We start from the raw sequence: 14,189 nt of genomic DNA, 5'->3' as shown, positions 1-14,189 counted from the left end.
CGGATGTCACAGGAGTTCGGGCGGTGCCGGCCACGGCCGTCACGGGGGTGCGGGCGACACCGGCCATGGCCGTCGCCGGAGCGCGCTCGACACCGGCCATGGCCGACACCGGAGCGCGCGCGACGCCGGCCGCGATCATCGCCGGGGTGGGCGTCGACCTGGTCGCGGTGGACCGGTGGCGCCGGCTGGTGGGCGGCGGAATCGTGCGGCGCTGGTTCGATGCGGTCGAACGGGACCGGTGCCGGGCCGCGCCCGACCCGGCGCGGGCGTTCGCCGAGGTGTTCGCGGCCAAAGAGGCGGTGTTCAAGGCGCTGCCGCTGAGCGGCTGGACCGGCGCGGTGCCGTGGCGCGACATCCACATCGCCCCGGCGGGCGTGCGCGTCGACGGCGCGCTGGCCGCCGCCTGTGCGCCGGCGCATGTGCAGGTGCGGGTGGCCACCACCGCCGGCGTCGCACACGCGTTCGCGATCGCGGTCTCCCCCTGAGATCGACGGCCTGGGCGCCCAGGCTCCCCTACAGCGGCGACGATGACCCGGCGCGAGCAGGAGCCGCATCGACGCGCACGTCGGCGACGCTGCACCCGGCTGACCCGGCGCGACCGGCGCCGCGGCCGCCGCTCACCCGGCAGACACCGGTTCCGCCGCCACGCCCGCCACGGCGCCGGCCAGCACGGGCGGGGTGTGCAGGTAGGCGGTGGTGCGCCGCTTCTGCCGGATGTCGCGCAGCACCCGTTCCACCTGCACGTCGGTCAGCCCGGTCGCCGCGGCGATCTCGGGCACCGGCACGTCGTGGTTCAGTCCGTACAGGCACAGGTCCATGCGCGGGTACGGCAGCGAGAAGTAGAACTCCTCCTGCGACTGCGGCAGTGAATACGTGTCGGTGGTCGAGGGCCGGGCCCGGATCGCCTCGGGCACGCCGAGGTGGGCGGCCAGTGCGTACACCTGCGTCTTGTACAGGTGGGCGATCGGCTTGACGTCGGCGGCGCCGTCGCCGAGCTTGACGAAGAACCCCTGGTCGTATTCGAGCAGGTTGGGCGTGCCGGCCACGAACCGGTTGAGCCGGTCGGCATGGCTGTACTCGAGCATCTTGCGCACCCGTTGCTTGAAGTTCGTGGCGGCGACGATCTCGAGGTATGCCGCGGTGGTCAGCCGGTGCGTCGACTGGGTGCCGTCGGGCGCCTGGATGACCACCGAGAAGATCCGGTAGGCATCCGAATCGGCCACCGGAGGCAGCACGATCTTCGACGCATACCCCGCTGCGTATTCAGGCGCGACCTGCCGGATGGCATCATCACGGCGACGGTATGCCCCGCAGGCTTCGAGGATGCCGGTGATGTCTTCGATGGCCGATTCCACGCCGAGCCAGTCGGTCAGGCTCGTGCTGTAGCCGAGCGTGTCGTCCGAAGATTCCCGTTCCGGCATATGCAGGCAGAACACCCCGTCCGGCCCGAACGCGCGCACGCACAGCGCGGCCACCACGCTGGAGTCGATGCCGCCCGAGACGCCGAGGACGGCGCCCTTGCGCTTGAACCGGCGCGCGCTCGAGCGCAGCACGTCGACGATGCGCGCGGTCTCGGCCTCGCAGTCGATGGCCAAGACGTCTGGACCGAAGGTCATGTCGGCTTTCCTTCCGTCGGGATCCGTTCAGATCCGTTCCGAGGTCCCCGCGCCCACCAGGTCGTGGACCACGAGCGGCTCCGGCGGCGCCGGTGCCCGGTACGGCGCGTCCAGCAGCTCGGTCGCGAGCAGCTGCGCCGAGGCGACCGCGACCATCCTCATGTTGTCGGTGTTGCTCAGGCCCCGGCCGCCCGACCGGCGGCACTTGGCCACCAGCGCCGCGACGACCTCGGGGCGGAACACGCCCACCCGTCGCAGCGCGGCCTCATCGAGCAAGTCGGCGAACCACCCCGCACCGCCGCCGAAGAAGCTGCTCGCGTCGGGCGCCCGGTACGGCTGCTTGGGCCGATCCCTGATCTCATCGGGGACGAGGTCGGCGAACGCCTGTTTCAGCACGTGCTTCTCGTGAAGGCCGAGCATCTTCTGCCGTGCGGGTATCCGCGCCGCCGCCTCGACGACACGGTGGTCGAGGAACGGGAACCGACCCTCGACCGAGTGCGCCATCAGCATCCGGTCGCCCTGCGCGGCCAGGATGTAGCCGGGCAGCAGCGTCGTCATCTCGAGCCACTGCGCCTGCGCGAGCGGGTCCCACCCGGCACCGCGGGCCGCCAGGCGCGCGGCGACCTCGTCGGTGCCGGCGACGGATGTCACCGCCTGCGCGGCGACGTCGGCGGTGAGCATCGACTGCAGCACCGCGGTCGAGCGCCATCGTGGCCGGTGCGAGCGCGCCGGGTCGGCGGGGTCGTGCCCCTGCCCGAAGAACGCCTGGGCGAACGCCGGGGCGGCGGCGGGGTTGCGTACCATCCACGGGTAGAGCAGGCCGAGCGCCGTGGCCCGGGCCGGCGAGCCCGGGTCGCGGGCGACGAAGTCGCGCACCCGCGCCTCGCGGAAGATGTCATACCCGGCGAGCACCTCGTCGGCGCCCTCACCGGTGACGACGACCTTGTACCCGGCGCCGTGCACCAACTGCGACAACAGGTACATGGGTGCCGGCGCCGTGCGCAGTAGCACGGTCTCGGCATGCCGCACCACGTCGGGGAACACCTCGCCGATCTGGTCCGCGGTCACCGTCACCGACTCGTGCACCGTCCCCAGCCGCCGGGCGATGCGCTCCTGGTGGGGGCCCTCGTCGAACTCGGCATCGGCGAACCGCAGCGAGAAGGTGTGCAGGTCCACTCCCGACATGCCGGCGATCACCGATGCGGTGACGGCCGAGTCGATGCCGCCCGACAGATATGCCCCGACCGGCACATCGGAACGCGCGAAGCGCAGGCCGGTGGCATCCGTCACCGCCTGGCGCAGCCGGTCGATGTTCTCGTGCAGGTCCTGGTCGGGCTCGGTGCCGCGGTCGGGAAAGTCCGGCGACCACCATTCCTCGACGTGCATACCGTGCTCGTCGAGGCGCGCCCAGCAGCCGGGGGGCAGCTGGTGCACGCCGTCGAACACGGTGCGCGGGGCCAGCGGGGCCCACAGCGAGAGCACGTCGCAGATGCCGGCGGCGTCGAAGCCGCGGGGCACGTCCGGGTCGGTGAACAGCGCCTTGACCTCTGAGGCGAACAGCACCCGCGCACCGGCACGGGTCCAATACAGCGGGCGCACCCCGAGCCGGTCGCGCGAGAGCACCAGCGCGCCGGCCGGGCGGTCCCACAGCGCGATCGCCCACTGCCCGTTGAACCGGGCGAAACACCCCGATCCCCACTGCTCCCAGGCGTGCACGATGACCTCGGTGTCGCTGCGGGTGCGGAACACGTGCCCGTGCGCGGCGAGTTCGGCGGCCAGCTCGACGTGGTTGAAGATCTCGCCGTTGAACGCCACCCACACCGTGCCGTCTTCGTTGCACAGCGGTTGCGCGCCGCCGCCGGTGTCGACGATCGCCAGCCGCGTGTGACCGAGCAGCACCCGCTCGTCGCGGTAGCATCCCGACCCGTCGGGGCCGCGGTGTGCCAGGGCGCCGACCATGGCGAGCCCGGCCGCCAGGTCGGGCACCGCGTCGGGCGAGTAGACGCCCGCGATGCCGCACATCAGCCCGCGCCCACCTCGGCCACCGCGCGGGCGAGCGTGTCTGCGACCCTCTCGCGCGTGCCCAGGTGCGCCGCATCCAGGCACCGCTCGTCGAGCGTGATGCCCAGTGCGTCTTCGACGAAGACCGCGACCTGCACGGCCGCGGCGTCGGCGTCCGCGGTGCCCGGTGGGCACAGCAGGGCAGCCTCGTCGACGATGATCCCCAACTCCGGTGACACGATTCCCCTCTCGCATCAACGATCGATGATGAGTACATTAGGCCCTTGACCGGGTTTTCACACCTGGTTCTGGCAACCGCGCTGAAAAGGGGACACATCGTGGGTGCAGACGTTTCGCAGCGCATCGAGGGCTTCATCCTCGATTCGCTGCTGTTGGGGGACACGTCACGGATGCCGGGATCCGGCGATTCGCTCATCGAGAGCGGCGTGATCGATTCGACGGGAGTGCTCGAGCTGATCGAGTTCCTGGAGCAGGAGTTCGACATCGCGGTCGACGATGCCGAGACCGTTCCGGCGAACCTGGACTCGGTCGACAACCTCGTCGCCTTCGTGCAGCGCAAGTCGGGCTGACGTGTGCGGGCAGCGCGCGCGGCTGCCGGTGACGGTGCCGTCGGCGCCGGGATGAGTGCGCCGTGCACACCGCAGGGTTCAGCCCGACGGGCGCGGTCGACGTGGCCGCGATCGTGGTCACGTACGACAGCGCCCGGCACATCGATGAGCTGATCGGGTCGCTGCGCGACCAGGTCGGCGTGCGCATGCGGGTGATCGTGGTCGACAACGCCTCACGCGACGACACCGTGGCCCGGGTGCGCCGACACGCCGACGTGGTGTGTCTGGACTCGGGTGGCAACCTCGGGTACGCGGCGGGCGTCAACATCGGCATGAGCGCCGCAGGCGACGCCCGCGCGGTGTTCGTGGTCAACCCCGACGCCGTCGTGCGGCCGGGCGCGGTGCGCACGCTGCTCGACGCGCTCGACGCGGATGCCGGGCTCGGCCTGGCGGCACCGCGGCTCGAGGATGCCACCGGCCGCACCACGATCTCACTGTTCCACGAGCCGACCCCGGGCCGGGCGCTGGCCGACGCGCTGCTCGGGCCGGTGTGGCAGGCCAGGCCGCCGGCGTGCACCGAGTGGGAGCGCCGTGCGGCCGCCTATGACCGGGCGCACGACGTGGACTGGGCGTCGGGGGCGGCGCTGATGGTGCGCGCCGCGGCGGCCCGGTCGGTCGGCGAGTGGGACGAGGGGTTCTTCCTGTACAGCGAAGAGACCGACTTCTGCCGTCGGCTGCGCGACCAGGGCTGGCGCATCGGATACGTGCCCGACGCGAGGGTGCGGCACGACCAGGGCGGCTCGGGCTCATCGCCCGATCTCGACGCGCTGATGGCGGTGAACCGGGTGCGCTACCTGCAACGGCACGCACCGGGACGCGCCGCCCTGTACCGGCGCATCGCCCGGCTGGGTGCGCTGCTGCGCGGGCGCAACCCGGTGCAGCGGCATGTGGCGGCGGTGCTGCGCGACCCCGCCGGCTGGGCGCAGCTGCCCGCGGCGACATGGCACCCGGCGGCGCCCGGCCCGGTGGCGACGGCGAGCGACGCGGCAGCGCACGACACGGCGGCGGCCGCGGCGCACGACACGGGGTCGGCGACGGCAGACGACACGGCGGCGGCGCATGACACGTCGTCCTCGGACGGGCTCGCGGCGTCGGCCGCGCCCGGCCACGACACCGCGGCGCCGGGCTCGCGGCCCGGGCCGGTGGCATCCGTCATCGTGCCGGCACACGACGAGGCCGACGTCGTGGGCACCGGGCTCGCCGCACTCGCCGGTGCGGTCGCGCACGGCGCGCTCGAGGTGCACGTGGTGTGCAACGGGTGCACGGATGCCACCGCCGACGCCGCACGCGCGGTGCCCGGCGTGATCGTGCACGAGCTGGCCCAGGCGTCGAAGACCGCCGCACTGAACGCCGGCGACGCCGCAGCCGTCGCGTGGCCGCGCATCTACCTCGACGCCGACGTCGTGCTGCCGGCGGCGGCGGTGCCGGCGTTGGTGCGGGCACTGAACCGGCCCGGCGTGCACGCGGGCCGGCCGCGGTTCGAGTACGACACGACGTCATCCACCTCGCTCGTGCGCGCGTACCATCGGGCGCGGATGCGGGTGCCCGCGCTGTCGCAGGCGCTGTGGGGCGCGGGGGTGTACGCGGTGACCGCGCACGGCCACGCACGCATCGCGCCGTTCCCGCCGGTGATCGCCGACGACGTGCACGTCGACCGGGCGTTCGCACCGGGCGAGAAGGCGATCGTGGCGACGGCGCCGGTGCGGGTGAGCGCGCCGCGCACGCCGGCGGCGCTGCTGGCGGTACTGGCGCGGGCGCGCCGCGGCCCGAGCCAGCAGGGCGTCGACACCGGGCGGGCCACGCTCTCGGCGCTGCTGCGCACGGTGCGCGGTCCGGTCAGCGGGTGGGATGCCGCGGTGTACGCGGCGTTCACGCTGCTCGCGCGCCGTCGTGCCCGGCGCACCGCCGGCACGGTGTGGGAGCGCGACGACACCACCCGGATCGCGCGATGACCGGGCCCGTGCCGGGCGCTCGACCGGCCCGGCGCGGGGTGCGGCGCACGGGGCGGGGCACAGCGCGGCGCACCGTGCGGCACGGGATGCGGCGCACGGTGCGACGCACCGTGCTGATGCTCGCGGTCGCGCTGGCGCTGCCGGCGTGCACGGCCTCGCCGCCGACGCCGGCGCCCTCCGTCACGTCGCCGCGCGTGCCGGGTACCGGCCCGCCCGACACCGGTGGCACGTCCGGGCCCCCGGCATCCGGCCCCGCCCCCTCGGTGGCCGACCTGCCCACGCTGCCGTGGTGGGGAGGTCCCGCGTACTATGCGGCGTTCCCGAAGGCGGTGGCTGCGGGCTGGACGGCGCCGTCGTTCTTTCCGATCGCGGTGTTCTACGGGCGGCCGTCGCATTCGGCGCAGCTCGCGGCCGTCGGCATCAACACGTTCCTCGGCGCCGAGCACGAGCCGGCGGCCCTGGCCGACGCCGAGGCCGCCGGCGTCTCGATCATCGCGCCGCTGGAGTGGACGGCCGCCGAGATCGGCGACAGCCGTGCCGTCGTCGGCTGGCACGTCAGCGACGAGTGCGAGATGGGGCTGAGCGACTGCACCCCCGACTGGACACACGACAACGGTGAGCAGGGCCGGCTGGCCGCGCAGCGCCGCTACGTCGAAAACGCGCGCGGACGGCACGACGGACGGTTTGTGCAGGCGAACTTCGGCGCGGGGGTGCTCGGCACGTTCTGGGCGCCCACCACGATGGCCGACCACGTCGGGCTGGTGGATGTCACCAGCGTCGACGAGTACGCGTTCACCAGCCCGCACGTGCGCGAGCTGGTGGCCGGCTCGCCGTACTGGCCGACGGGCGTGCCGCCCGGATCGGCGCGGGCGTACGGCTGGATGCAGGACCGTATGGAGCTGTTCGCCACCCCGCCGGCGTCGAAGCCGAACTGGGTGCTCGTCGAGACCGCACGCCCCCTGCTGCGCGAAGCGGATGCGGTGACCATCCGCCCCGCGCAGATCTCGGGCGCGGTGTGGAACGCGCTCATCCACGGCGCGGCCGGGGTCGCGTACTTCCAGCACAACGACGACCCGCGCTGCGGCATGTATTCGCTGATCGAGTGTGGCGCGCAGCTGCGCCAGGCGGTGGCGGCGATCGACCGCGAGGTCACCGGGCTTGCGCCCGTGTTGAACTCACCGTCGTACGAATGGACCTTCGGCGAGGGCCTGGACACCGCGCTCAAACATCACGACGGGTACGCCTACGTGCTGGCGATGGCCACCGCAGGTGGCGGGCAGCGCACGTTCCGGTTGCCGCCGGGGGTGGTGGGCACCACGGTCGAGGTTGTCGGCGAGCACCGCACCGTGCCGGTGCGTGACGGGGTGTTCCGCGACCGGTTCGCGACGGCCGACACGCATCACGTCTATCGGGTCGCGGCGCGCTGACCGGCGGGCACCGCGCCGGGCAGCCGGTGCGTGCCGCGGGGTGGGCGGTCGGCGTCGACGATCGAGGCCCGCACCGTCGTCATCCAGTGGTCGGCACCGGCGATGGCGCGCAACGACCCGGCCGCACCCAGCACCAGGAACAGCACTCCGGCCGAGATCGGGAACGAGAGGCCGTCGAACCCGGCGAGCATCACCGCGGCGGTGGTGCACGCGGCGAACAGGCCCTGCCCGATCACCCGCACGTCGGCCTGGTCGCTGATCCGGCGGGCGCGCAGCGCGCTCCACGCGCCGCCGATCACGAGCCCGGCGAACGCGATCAACCCGAGAAAGCCGCTGTCGACCGTGGTCAGCACCCACTGGTCGTCGAAGATGTAGTACCGGGGCAGGAACGTGCCGAAACCCGACCCGACGATCGGTGAGACCGCGATGAATCCGGGCACCCGTTCGAGCCCGTTGGTGCGTGAGAGGGCGCTGGGATCGGTGGCCACCCCGGTGAACATGGCGAGCATCGTGCGCACCAGCCCCGGCCGGGCCAGGACGGCGCCGACGGCGAGCACGGCGATGCCGGCGACGAGCCGGTGGCGCACGCGCCGGTCGAGCCCCGGCAGCACGGCCAGCAGCGCGGCGGCGAATCCGAGCAGGGCGGTGCGGGATGCCGACACCAGCGTGGCCACCGAGATCACGGCCGCACACGTCCAGGCCGTGACCCGGCCGCGTGCGGTGTGCAACGCGGCCAGGGTGAGCGCGATCGGCACGGTGACCCCCAGCAGCATCGCGTATTCGAGGGGGTGCGTGGCGGTGCCGGCCGCACGGGTCAGCGCCCCGCGGCTCTGCACGCCGCCCTCTTCGCTGGGCGAGAACCCGGGCAGGCTGAGCTGGTCGATCCACGACCGACCGGTGAAGGTCTGCACCAGCCCGAGCAGCGCGACCACGGTCACCGCGACGACCAGCCGGTGCAGCAGGGCGCGCAGGTCGCGCATCGTGCGGATGCCGTCCATCGCGACGAACATCACCCCGCCCCACGAGACCAGCTTGACCAGCGCGGTGGTCGCGGGGCTGATCTGGTCGGCGGGTTGCCCGCGCAGCACCGCGGCGGCGTAGCTGATCAGAGCCACGACGACGAACGCACCGAAGGCGAGCCGCAGCGGCTGCCATGGTGAAGGCACCGGCCGCGGTGCGGCCTGCAGTTGGTGCACGGTCCACCACAGCGCGAGGAACAGGCCCCACAGCTGTGCGGGGCGTCCGAGTGAGCCGAGCGGAGTGATCACCAGGTTCGACGGGATCGCGCACAACAGCACGAGGTACACGGTCAACCCGCTCAGCGCGTCGAACCCGCGGCGCGTCGCCGGCGCCGCCTCGATGACCGAGCGCGGGGCAAACACCGTCTCGGTCATCTCAGGCCCCGGACTGAACCCGGTCGCGCGCGGGCTGGTCTTCGTGCGGCGTGTCGTGCTCGGTCTCGCTGCCCTCGCGCCTGGTCTCGCTGGTCGCGGGCTTCGTCTCGTGCGTGCTCCCGCGCTTCGTCTCATGCGCGGTCTCGCGCTTCGTCGCCGGCTGCGTGGCCCCGCGCTTCGTTGCCGCAGGCGTGGTCCCGCGCTTCGCATCGCGCGTGGTCGCCCGCTTCGCATCGCGCGCGGTCGCCCGCTTCGCCTCGCGCGTGGTCGCCCGCTTCGTCTCGCGCGTGGTCGCCTGCTTCGCCTCCGGCGTCGTCTCGCCCTTCGTGTCATGCCTCGTGTCGCGCTTTGTGCGGCGCGGAGCATGCGGCGCGGCCGACTCGTCACCCGCGGGCGCCGTCTCATCGGCCGCGGCACCGCTTTCGGCATCCCCCGCGGGCGCCGCCCCGTCCGCCGACGCCGTCTGTTCGGCGGGCGCAGGCCCGTCCGCCGATGCCGGCTCATCCGCGGACGCATCGGTCTCGTTGACGGATCCGTGCGCGTCGTGCGGTGCGGTCCCCTCCCCCGCCACGTCAGGGGCCGAGGCCCCGTCGACGGGTTCGGCAGCGGGCTCGGCTAAGGCGACCGTATCCACAGCTCCGCCCGAGGCCGTGGCATCCGTCGCCTGGTCGGCATCGTCGGTCACCACAACAGGCACACTCGCCGTCGCGTCGGCGTCACCGGTCACCGCAGCCGACACACTCACCGTCGTGCCGGGACCACCGGTCACCGGCGACGCGGCATCCGTCGCCGCGTCGGCGTCACCGTCCCAGGCCACCACGAGTTCGTCCTCGGCCGCGACCACCGTGCCCGGCCCGGCGATGCCCTCGCGCCGTGGGCGGCGTCGGCGCCGCCTGCTCAGTCCTTCGACCGCGGTCGGCACCACGACCGCGAGCACGACGCCGGCCACCCCCACGACACCGGCGATCAGCAGCCGGGTGCGCTGGACGGCGGTGCCCTTGACATCGACCGAGAGGGTGGCGGCGGTGATGCGCCGGTCGACACCGAGCCCCTCGTCGGCCTGCAGCCGTTCGAGCGTCTCGCTCACATGGTCGACGGCCTGCGTGAGCATCGATGCGGCCACCGCATCCGACGGCGACGACACGGTCACGACGATGACCGGGCTGGATGTCGTCGGGTCGCGGTCGATGGTCACCTCGGTGCCCGGTGCGGCGTCGCCGACCGCATCGAGGAACGACTGCGATGCCGACGCCCGGGTGAGCACGTCGGCGACGCTGCTCAGACCCGACAGGTACAGGTACGGATTGCCCTCGTCGGGCACGCTCACCTTGTCAGGCAGCAGCACCACGGTGGCGGTGCGCTCCCAGGTCGGATGCACCGTGACGAACGCCCCCAGCGCCAGGCCCACGGCGACGGCCAGCAGCGGAACGGTCAGGTACCAGCGGCGCACCAGCGTGTGCACGACGTCCATGAGCTTCACGAGATCACCGCCCCGGTCGGGCGTTCGGCACCCGGGTCCATCCCCGTCGCGGCCCCGCGTCCGCCGCCCGACCCCGTCCGGCGCTCAGCCACGCTCAGCACCGGACGCTCCGCCGCACTCCGCACCGGGCGCTCCGCCGCGCCCCGATCGCCGCCGTCCACCCCGCGCCGCGCCGACAGGGCACGGGCCGCGCGGTCCCACGTCACCGCGGCCCACCCGGCGACGAGCGCGGTCGCCGCCGCCAGCGCGCCGAGCGCGAGCAGTCGCTGCGTGCCGCCGGCGCCGATGTACTCGATGCGCGTCGACAGCGGCAGCACGCTGGGTGTGATGCGCCGGTTCGCGGGCACGCCGTGCAGGTCCTGTTCGCGGGCGGCGACCGCGAACACGTTCTGGATGGTCTCGTCCTGGGTCTGCTGCACCCACTCGCGGGTGTGTCCCACGATCGAGACGACGATCTCGGCGCGGGTGTAGCTGATGCCCCACTGCCCGCCCGCGTTCGGCACGCTCACCTGCACCTGCTGCCGGGCACCGGCCCCGTACAGCGGGGCATCGGCGGCGGCGTACCGCTCGACCGGACGCCCGTTGTTGACCGCCTCGCCCACGGCGAGCGCGAACGCGATCACGTCCTCGTCGGCGACCCCGTTGTCGGGTTCGATGATCCGGGCGCCGGGGAACGCGAACGCGATCACCGGCTCACTCGAATACACCCCGCCCGATGCCGACAGCCAGGCGAACAGCATCCCGCCCGACGCACACACCACCACCACGACGTACCATCGCCGCGCCAGCGCCCCCAACAGATCAGCCAGCGTCATCGCCTGCACCTCCGGACCCCCAACAACCGTTTCGGTGACTGCGCTCACGTTACCGCGACTTCGGCCCCTGCACACCGGGGGGTCGCTGAGAGTGCGCTGGTGTGCCATGATGGGCCGCACACCGGTATGCACTGGGGACGAGCATGACCTGGGATCTGTTGGGGACCTGGCGCGCGCTCACGGCGAAGCCGCCGCGCGAGCTGTTGCGCCGTGCCGTGGCGCGCCTCGGCGAGCGGCTGGACGTCGCCGGGCTGGGCATGCCGCTGCGCAGCGACGACATCGCCGACTCGGCCGCCGTGCCGGCCGGTCGCGGCGAATGGATGCCACACCCTGCCGGCGCGGCCCCCCGGGCGGCCTGGGTGGTGATCCCGCCCGGCCCGGGCTCGGGCGGGCACACCACACTGTTCCGGATGATGCGTGCGGCGCAGGCGGCGGGTTTCGCGAACACGCTCGTGTTCTACGACCCGTTCGGGTCGGACTTCGCCGCACGGGCGGCGATCGTGCGCCGGGCATGGCCGTGGCTGCAGTGCGAGATCCGCCCGATCGGTGCCGACCTTTCCGGCTACGACGTGGTGGTGGCGTCGTCGTGGCCGACCGCGCACGTGGTGGCCACGCGGCGCCTGCGCGGCCAGCCGGCGGTGTATTTCGTGCAGGACTTCGAGCCGTACTTCTCGCCGCGCGGCACCGAGTACGCGCTGGCCGAAGACAGCTATCGGCTGGGTCTGCGGATCATCGCGCTCGGCGACATGGTCGCCGGATGCCTGCGCGACCAGACCGGTGCGAACTGTGACGTCGTTCCGTTCGGATGCGACCGCGACGTGTACCGGGTGCTGCGCCCCGGTGCGCCCCGGCGCGGCGTGGTGCTGTATGCACGCCGGGGCACCGATCGGCGTGGATACCCGCTGGCGGTGCGTGCGCTCGAACGGTTCCACCGGCTGCGGCCCGACGAGCCCATCCACGTGTACGGCGATGCGCCACGCGACCTGCCGTTCCCGGTGATCGCGCACGGCGGGCTGACCCCGGCAGAGCTGAACACCCTGTACAACCACGCGGTTGCGGGCATCGCCCTGTCGTTCACGAACATCTCGCTGGTGGCCGAAGAGATGCTCGCGGCCGGCACGATCCCGGTCGTCAACGACTCGCCGCTTGCCCGCGCCGACCTGCACCACCCGCACGTGGCGTGGGCGCGACCCACCGCGGCGGCGATCGCGACGGCCCTCGCCGACGTCGTCGACCGGGCGCGCGCCGACCCGGCTCTGGCCGACACGGTGGCCGCGCAGGTGACCACTGCATCGTGGGATGCCACCGGCGCCCGCGTCGCCGAGATCCTGTGCGACGAACTCGCCCGGGCCGGACGGGCGGCGCGACCGTGACCGTCGACGAGCCGACCCTCACCAGGCGGGCCGTGCAGGGTGCGGCGTGGAGCGGGCTGAGTTCGATCGTGCTGAGACTGGGCAGCCTGGTGGTCGGCATCGTGGTCGCTCGCATCCTCACCCCCGACCAGTTCGGGGTGTTCGCGGTCGCCCTCACAGTGCAGTCGATCCTGATGACGCTCGCCGACCTGGGGCTGTCGGCCGATCTGGTGCGCACCGACGAGCCCGCCCGGCTGGGTCCCACGATCGCCACCCTGGGCCTGGTGACCGGGGCGATGACGACGGCGCTGGCCGTGGGCACGGCGCCGCTGTTGGCCTCGGCGCTGGGCAGCCCCGAGGCATCCGGCGCCATCGCCCTGCTGTCGGTGACGCTGCTGCTGGCCGGGGCCGGGGTGGTGCCGTATGCGCTGCTGCTGCGCCGGTTTCAGCAGCGCGAACTGTTCGCGATCGGTGCGGCCGATTTCGTCGTCTACACGGCGGTGACACTGCTGCTGGTCAGCGTCGGGTGGGGGGCGCTGGGCCTGGCGGCCGGGCGGGTCTGCGCGCAGGTGGTGGCGCTGGTGCTGCAGTTCGTGATCGCCCGCGAGCGGCCGAGGTTCGGCATCGACCGTGCGCTGGTGCGCCCGATCCTCGCCTTCGGCGTGCCGATCGCGGTGGCGAACCTGATCGGCTGGGGCCTTCTGAACGTCGACAACATCGTGCTGGCGCGCATGGTGGGCGTGACCGCGCTGGGCTACTACGTGCTCGCGTTCAACGTGTCGAGCTGGCCGATGAGCGCGCTGTCGCAGGTGGTGCGGTCGATCGCGCTGCCGTACTTCTCGCGCACCGACGACGGTGGGGCGGGACTGGCGCGGGTGACGGCGGCGGGCTGGGCGCTGGCGCTGCCGGCCGGGGCGGTGCTGGCCGCGCTGAGCGGCCCGGTGATCGCGGTGCTGTACGGCGAGAAGTGGATGCCGGCGGCCGCGGTGCTCGCGGCCCTCGGGCTGCACGGGTCGTTGCGGGTCGTGTTCGACATCGCGACCGGGTACCTCTACGCCCGCGGCCGGTCGCGGGCGGTGCTGTGGATCCAGTTGCTCTGGCTGGGGGTGCTGTTGGCGGCCCTGATCGTCGCGGTGCCGCGGTGGGGCATCGCCGGGGCCGGGTGGGCGCAGGTCGCCGTGGCGGCGGTGGTCGTGCTGCCGGCGCACCTGATCGCGCTGCGCGCGGCGGGCGTGCGCCTGGGTCCGTTGCTGGCTGAGGCCGGGCGGCCGACGCTGGCCGCGGCGGTCGGAGCGAGCGCGGCGGCCGTGCTGTGCACAGTGCTGCCGCACACCACGGGTGCGCTGATCGGGGCGGTCGCGGTGGGCGCGGCGGTCTATGCCGCGGCCATGGCGCCGTGGGCACGGCGGCAGGCACACACGCTGCGGGGTGCGCGATGAGCGCCCGGGCCACCCGACGAGGCGCGCGATGAGCGCCCGGGCCACACGACGAGGTGCACCATGAGTGCCCGGGCCACACGACGA

The 14,189-nt window shown here is 73.4% G+C and carries 12 protein-coding genes; 6 read left to right on the top strand and 6 right to left on the bottom strand.

Going from position 1 to position 14,189, the window contains the following annotated elements:
* Positions 1-98 precede the first annotated feature (98 nt).
* Positions 99-485 (top strand): holo-ACP synthase, encoded by a 387-nt coding sequence (locus tag H577_RS16160; protein ID WP_169566289.1) that lies wholly within the window; start codon positions 99-101, stop codon positions 483-485.
* Positions 486-617: 132 nt separating this feature from the next.
* On the opposite strand, the gene nadE is transcribed toward H577_RS16160, so the two are convergent.
* Genes nadE through H577_RS0110545 form a run of 3 tightly spaced genes read right to left on the bottom strand, consistent with a single transcriptional unit; the run spans position 618 to position 3,856 of the window.
* A complete protein-coding gene (gene nadE / locus H577_RS0110555) occupies positions 618-1,616 on the bottom strand; it encodes an NAD(+) synthase (protein ID WP_029145920.1) in 999 nt (332 codons plus the stop codon).
* A gap of 27 nt (positions 1,617-1,643) precedes the next feature.
* The gene (asnB, locus tag H577_RS0110550) at positions 1,644-3,638 is read right to left on the bottom strand and encodes an asparagine synthase (glutamine-hydrolyzing) (RefSeq protein ID WP_029145919.1); all 1,995 of its coding nucleotides are present in this window, start codon (positions 3,636-3,638) and stop codon (positions 1,644-1,646) included.
* Positions 3,638-3,856: a hypothetical protein gene (locus H577_RS0110545; protein WP_029145918.1), complete on the bottom strand. Its 219-nt coding sequence runs from the start codon at positions 3,854-3,856 to the stop codon at positions 3,638-3,640. Before H577_RS0110545 ends, asnB begins: the two co-directional genes overlap by 1 nt.
* 99 nt (positions 3,857-3,955) lie before the next feature.
* Here H577_RS0110545 and H577_RS0110540 point away from each other — a divergent pair, with 99 nt between their 5' ends.
* From H577_RS0110540 to H577_RS16150, 3 genes are all read left to right on the top strand, one after another.
* Positions 3,956-4,207: an acyl carrier protein gene (locus H577_RS0110540; protein WP_029145917.1), complete on the top strand. Its 252-nt coding sequence runs from the start codon at positions 3,956-3,958 to the stop codon at positions 4,205-4,207.
* A 62-nt stretch (positions 4,208-4,269) separates the two neighbouring features.
* Complete coding sequence (locus H577_RS17385) at positions 4,270-6,198, top strand: glycosyltransferase family 2 protein (protein WP_084516116.1); 1,929 nt, start codon at positions 4,270-4,272, stop codon at positions 6,196-6,198.
* A complete protein-coding gene (locus tag H577_RS16150; protein WP_156876623.1) occupies positions 6,195-7,625 on the top strand; it encodes a hypothetical protein in 1,431 nt (476 codons plus the stop codon). Before H577_RS17385 ends, H577_RS16150 begins: the two co-directional genes overlap by 4 nt.
* On the opposite strand, the gene H577_RS16145 is transcribed toward H577_RS16150, so the two are convergent.
* The 3 genes from H577_RS16145 to H577_RS0110515 are packed head-to-tail and all read right to left on the bottom strand — an operon-like array spanning position 7,604 to position 11,314.
* Entirely contained in the window at positions 7,604-9,019 is a 1,416-nt protein-coding gene (locus H577_RS16145; RefSeq protein WP_051191958.1) for an O-antigen ligase family protein, read from the bottom strand. The two genes, H577_RS16150 and H577_RS16145, sit on opposite strands and share 22 nt — an antisense overlap.
* A 1-nt stretch (position 9,020) precedes the next feature.
* On the bottom strand, positions 9,021-10,499 hold the full coding sequence (locus H577_RS0110520) for a hypothetical protein (protein WP_156876622.1): 1,479 nt from the start codon (positions 10,497-10,499) through the stop codon (positions 9,021-9,023).
* Entirely contained in the window at positions 10,496-11,314 is an 819-nt protein-coding gene (locus tag H577_RS0110515) for a hypothetical protein (RefSeq protein ID WP_029145914.1), read from the bottom strand. The genes H577_RS0110520 and H577_RS0110515 overlap by 4 nt, the downstream gene beginning before the upstream one ends.
* A gap of 143 nt (positions 11,315-11,457) precedes the next feature.
* Between H577_RS0110515 and H577_RS17840 the strand changes: the two genes are divergently transcribed.
* Positions 11,458-12,687: a rhamnosyltransferase WsaF family glycosyltransferase gene (locus tag H577_RS17840; RefSeq protein WP_051191957.1), complete on the top strand. Its 1,230-nt coding sequence runs from the start codon at positions 11,458-11,460 to the stop codon at positions 12,685-12,687.
* Positions 12,684-14,105, top strand: a complete 1,422-nt coding sequence (locus H577_RS16135) for an oligosaccharide flippase family protein (protein ID WP_051191956.1) — start codon at positions 12,684-12,686, stop codon at positions 14,103-14,105. Before H577_RS17840 ends, H577_RS16135 begins: the two co-directional genes overlap by 4 nt.
* Positions 14,106-14,189: the final 84 nt, after the last annotated feature.

This window comes from Microbacterium luticocti DSM 19459 (genome assembly GCF_000422405.1).
GTDB classification, from domain to species: Bacteria; Actinomycetota; Actinomycetes; order Actinomycetales; family Microbacteriaceae; genus Microbacterium; species Microbacterium luticocti.
Note: the sequence above shows the minus strand (reverse complement) of the source record. Positions and strands in the feature narration are given on the sequence as shown.

Excerpts from the sequence above, each read along its gene's own strand:
- H577_RS16160 (WP_169566289.1), top strand. The coding sequence starts at position 99 with ATGGCCGACACCGGAGCGCGCGCGACGCCGGCCGCGATCATCGCCGGG.
- nadE (WP_029145920.1), bottom strand. The coding sequence starts at position 1,616 with ATGACCTTCGGTCCAGACGTCTTGGCCATCGACTGCGAGGCCGAGACC.
- asnB (WP_029145919.1), bottom strand. The coding sequence starts at position 3,638 with ATGTGCGGCATCGCGGGCGTCTACTCGCCCGACGCGGTGCCCGACCTG.
- H577_RS16150 (WP_156876623.1), top strand. The coding sequence starts at position 6,195 with ATGACCGGGCCCGTGCCGGGCGCTCGACCGGCCCGGCGCGGGGTGCGG.
- H577_RS16145 (WP_051191958.1), bottom strand. The coding sequence starts at position 9,019 with ATGACCGAGACGGTGTTTGCCCCGCGCTCGGTCATCGAGGCGGCGCCG.
- H577_RS0110515 (WP_029145914.1), bottom strand. The coding sequence starts at position 11,314 with ATGACGCTGGCTGATCTGTTGGGGGCGCTGGCGCGGCGATGGTACGTC.
- H577_RS17840 (WP_051191957.1), top strand. The coding sequence starts at position 11,458 with ATGACCTGGGATCTGTTGGGGACCTGGCGCGCGCTCACGGCGAAGCCG.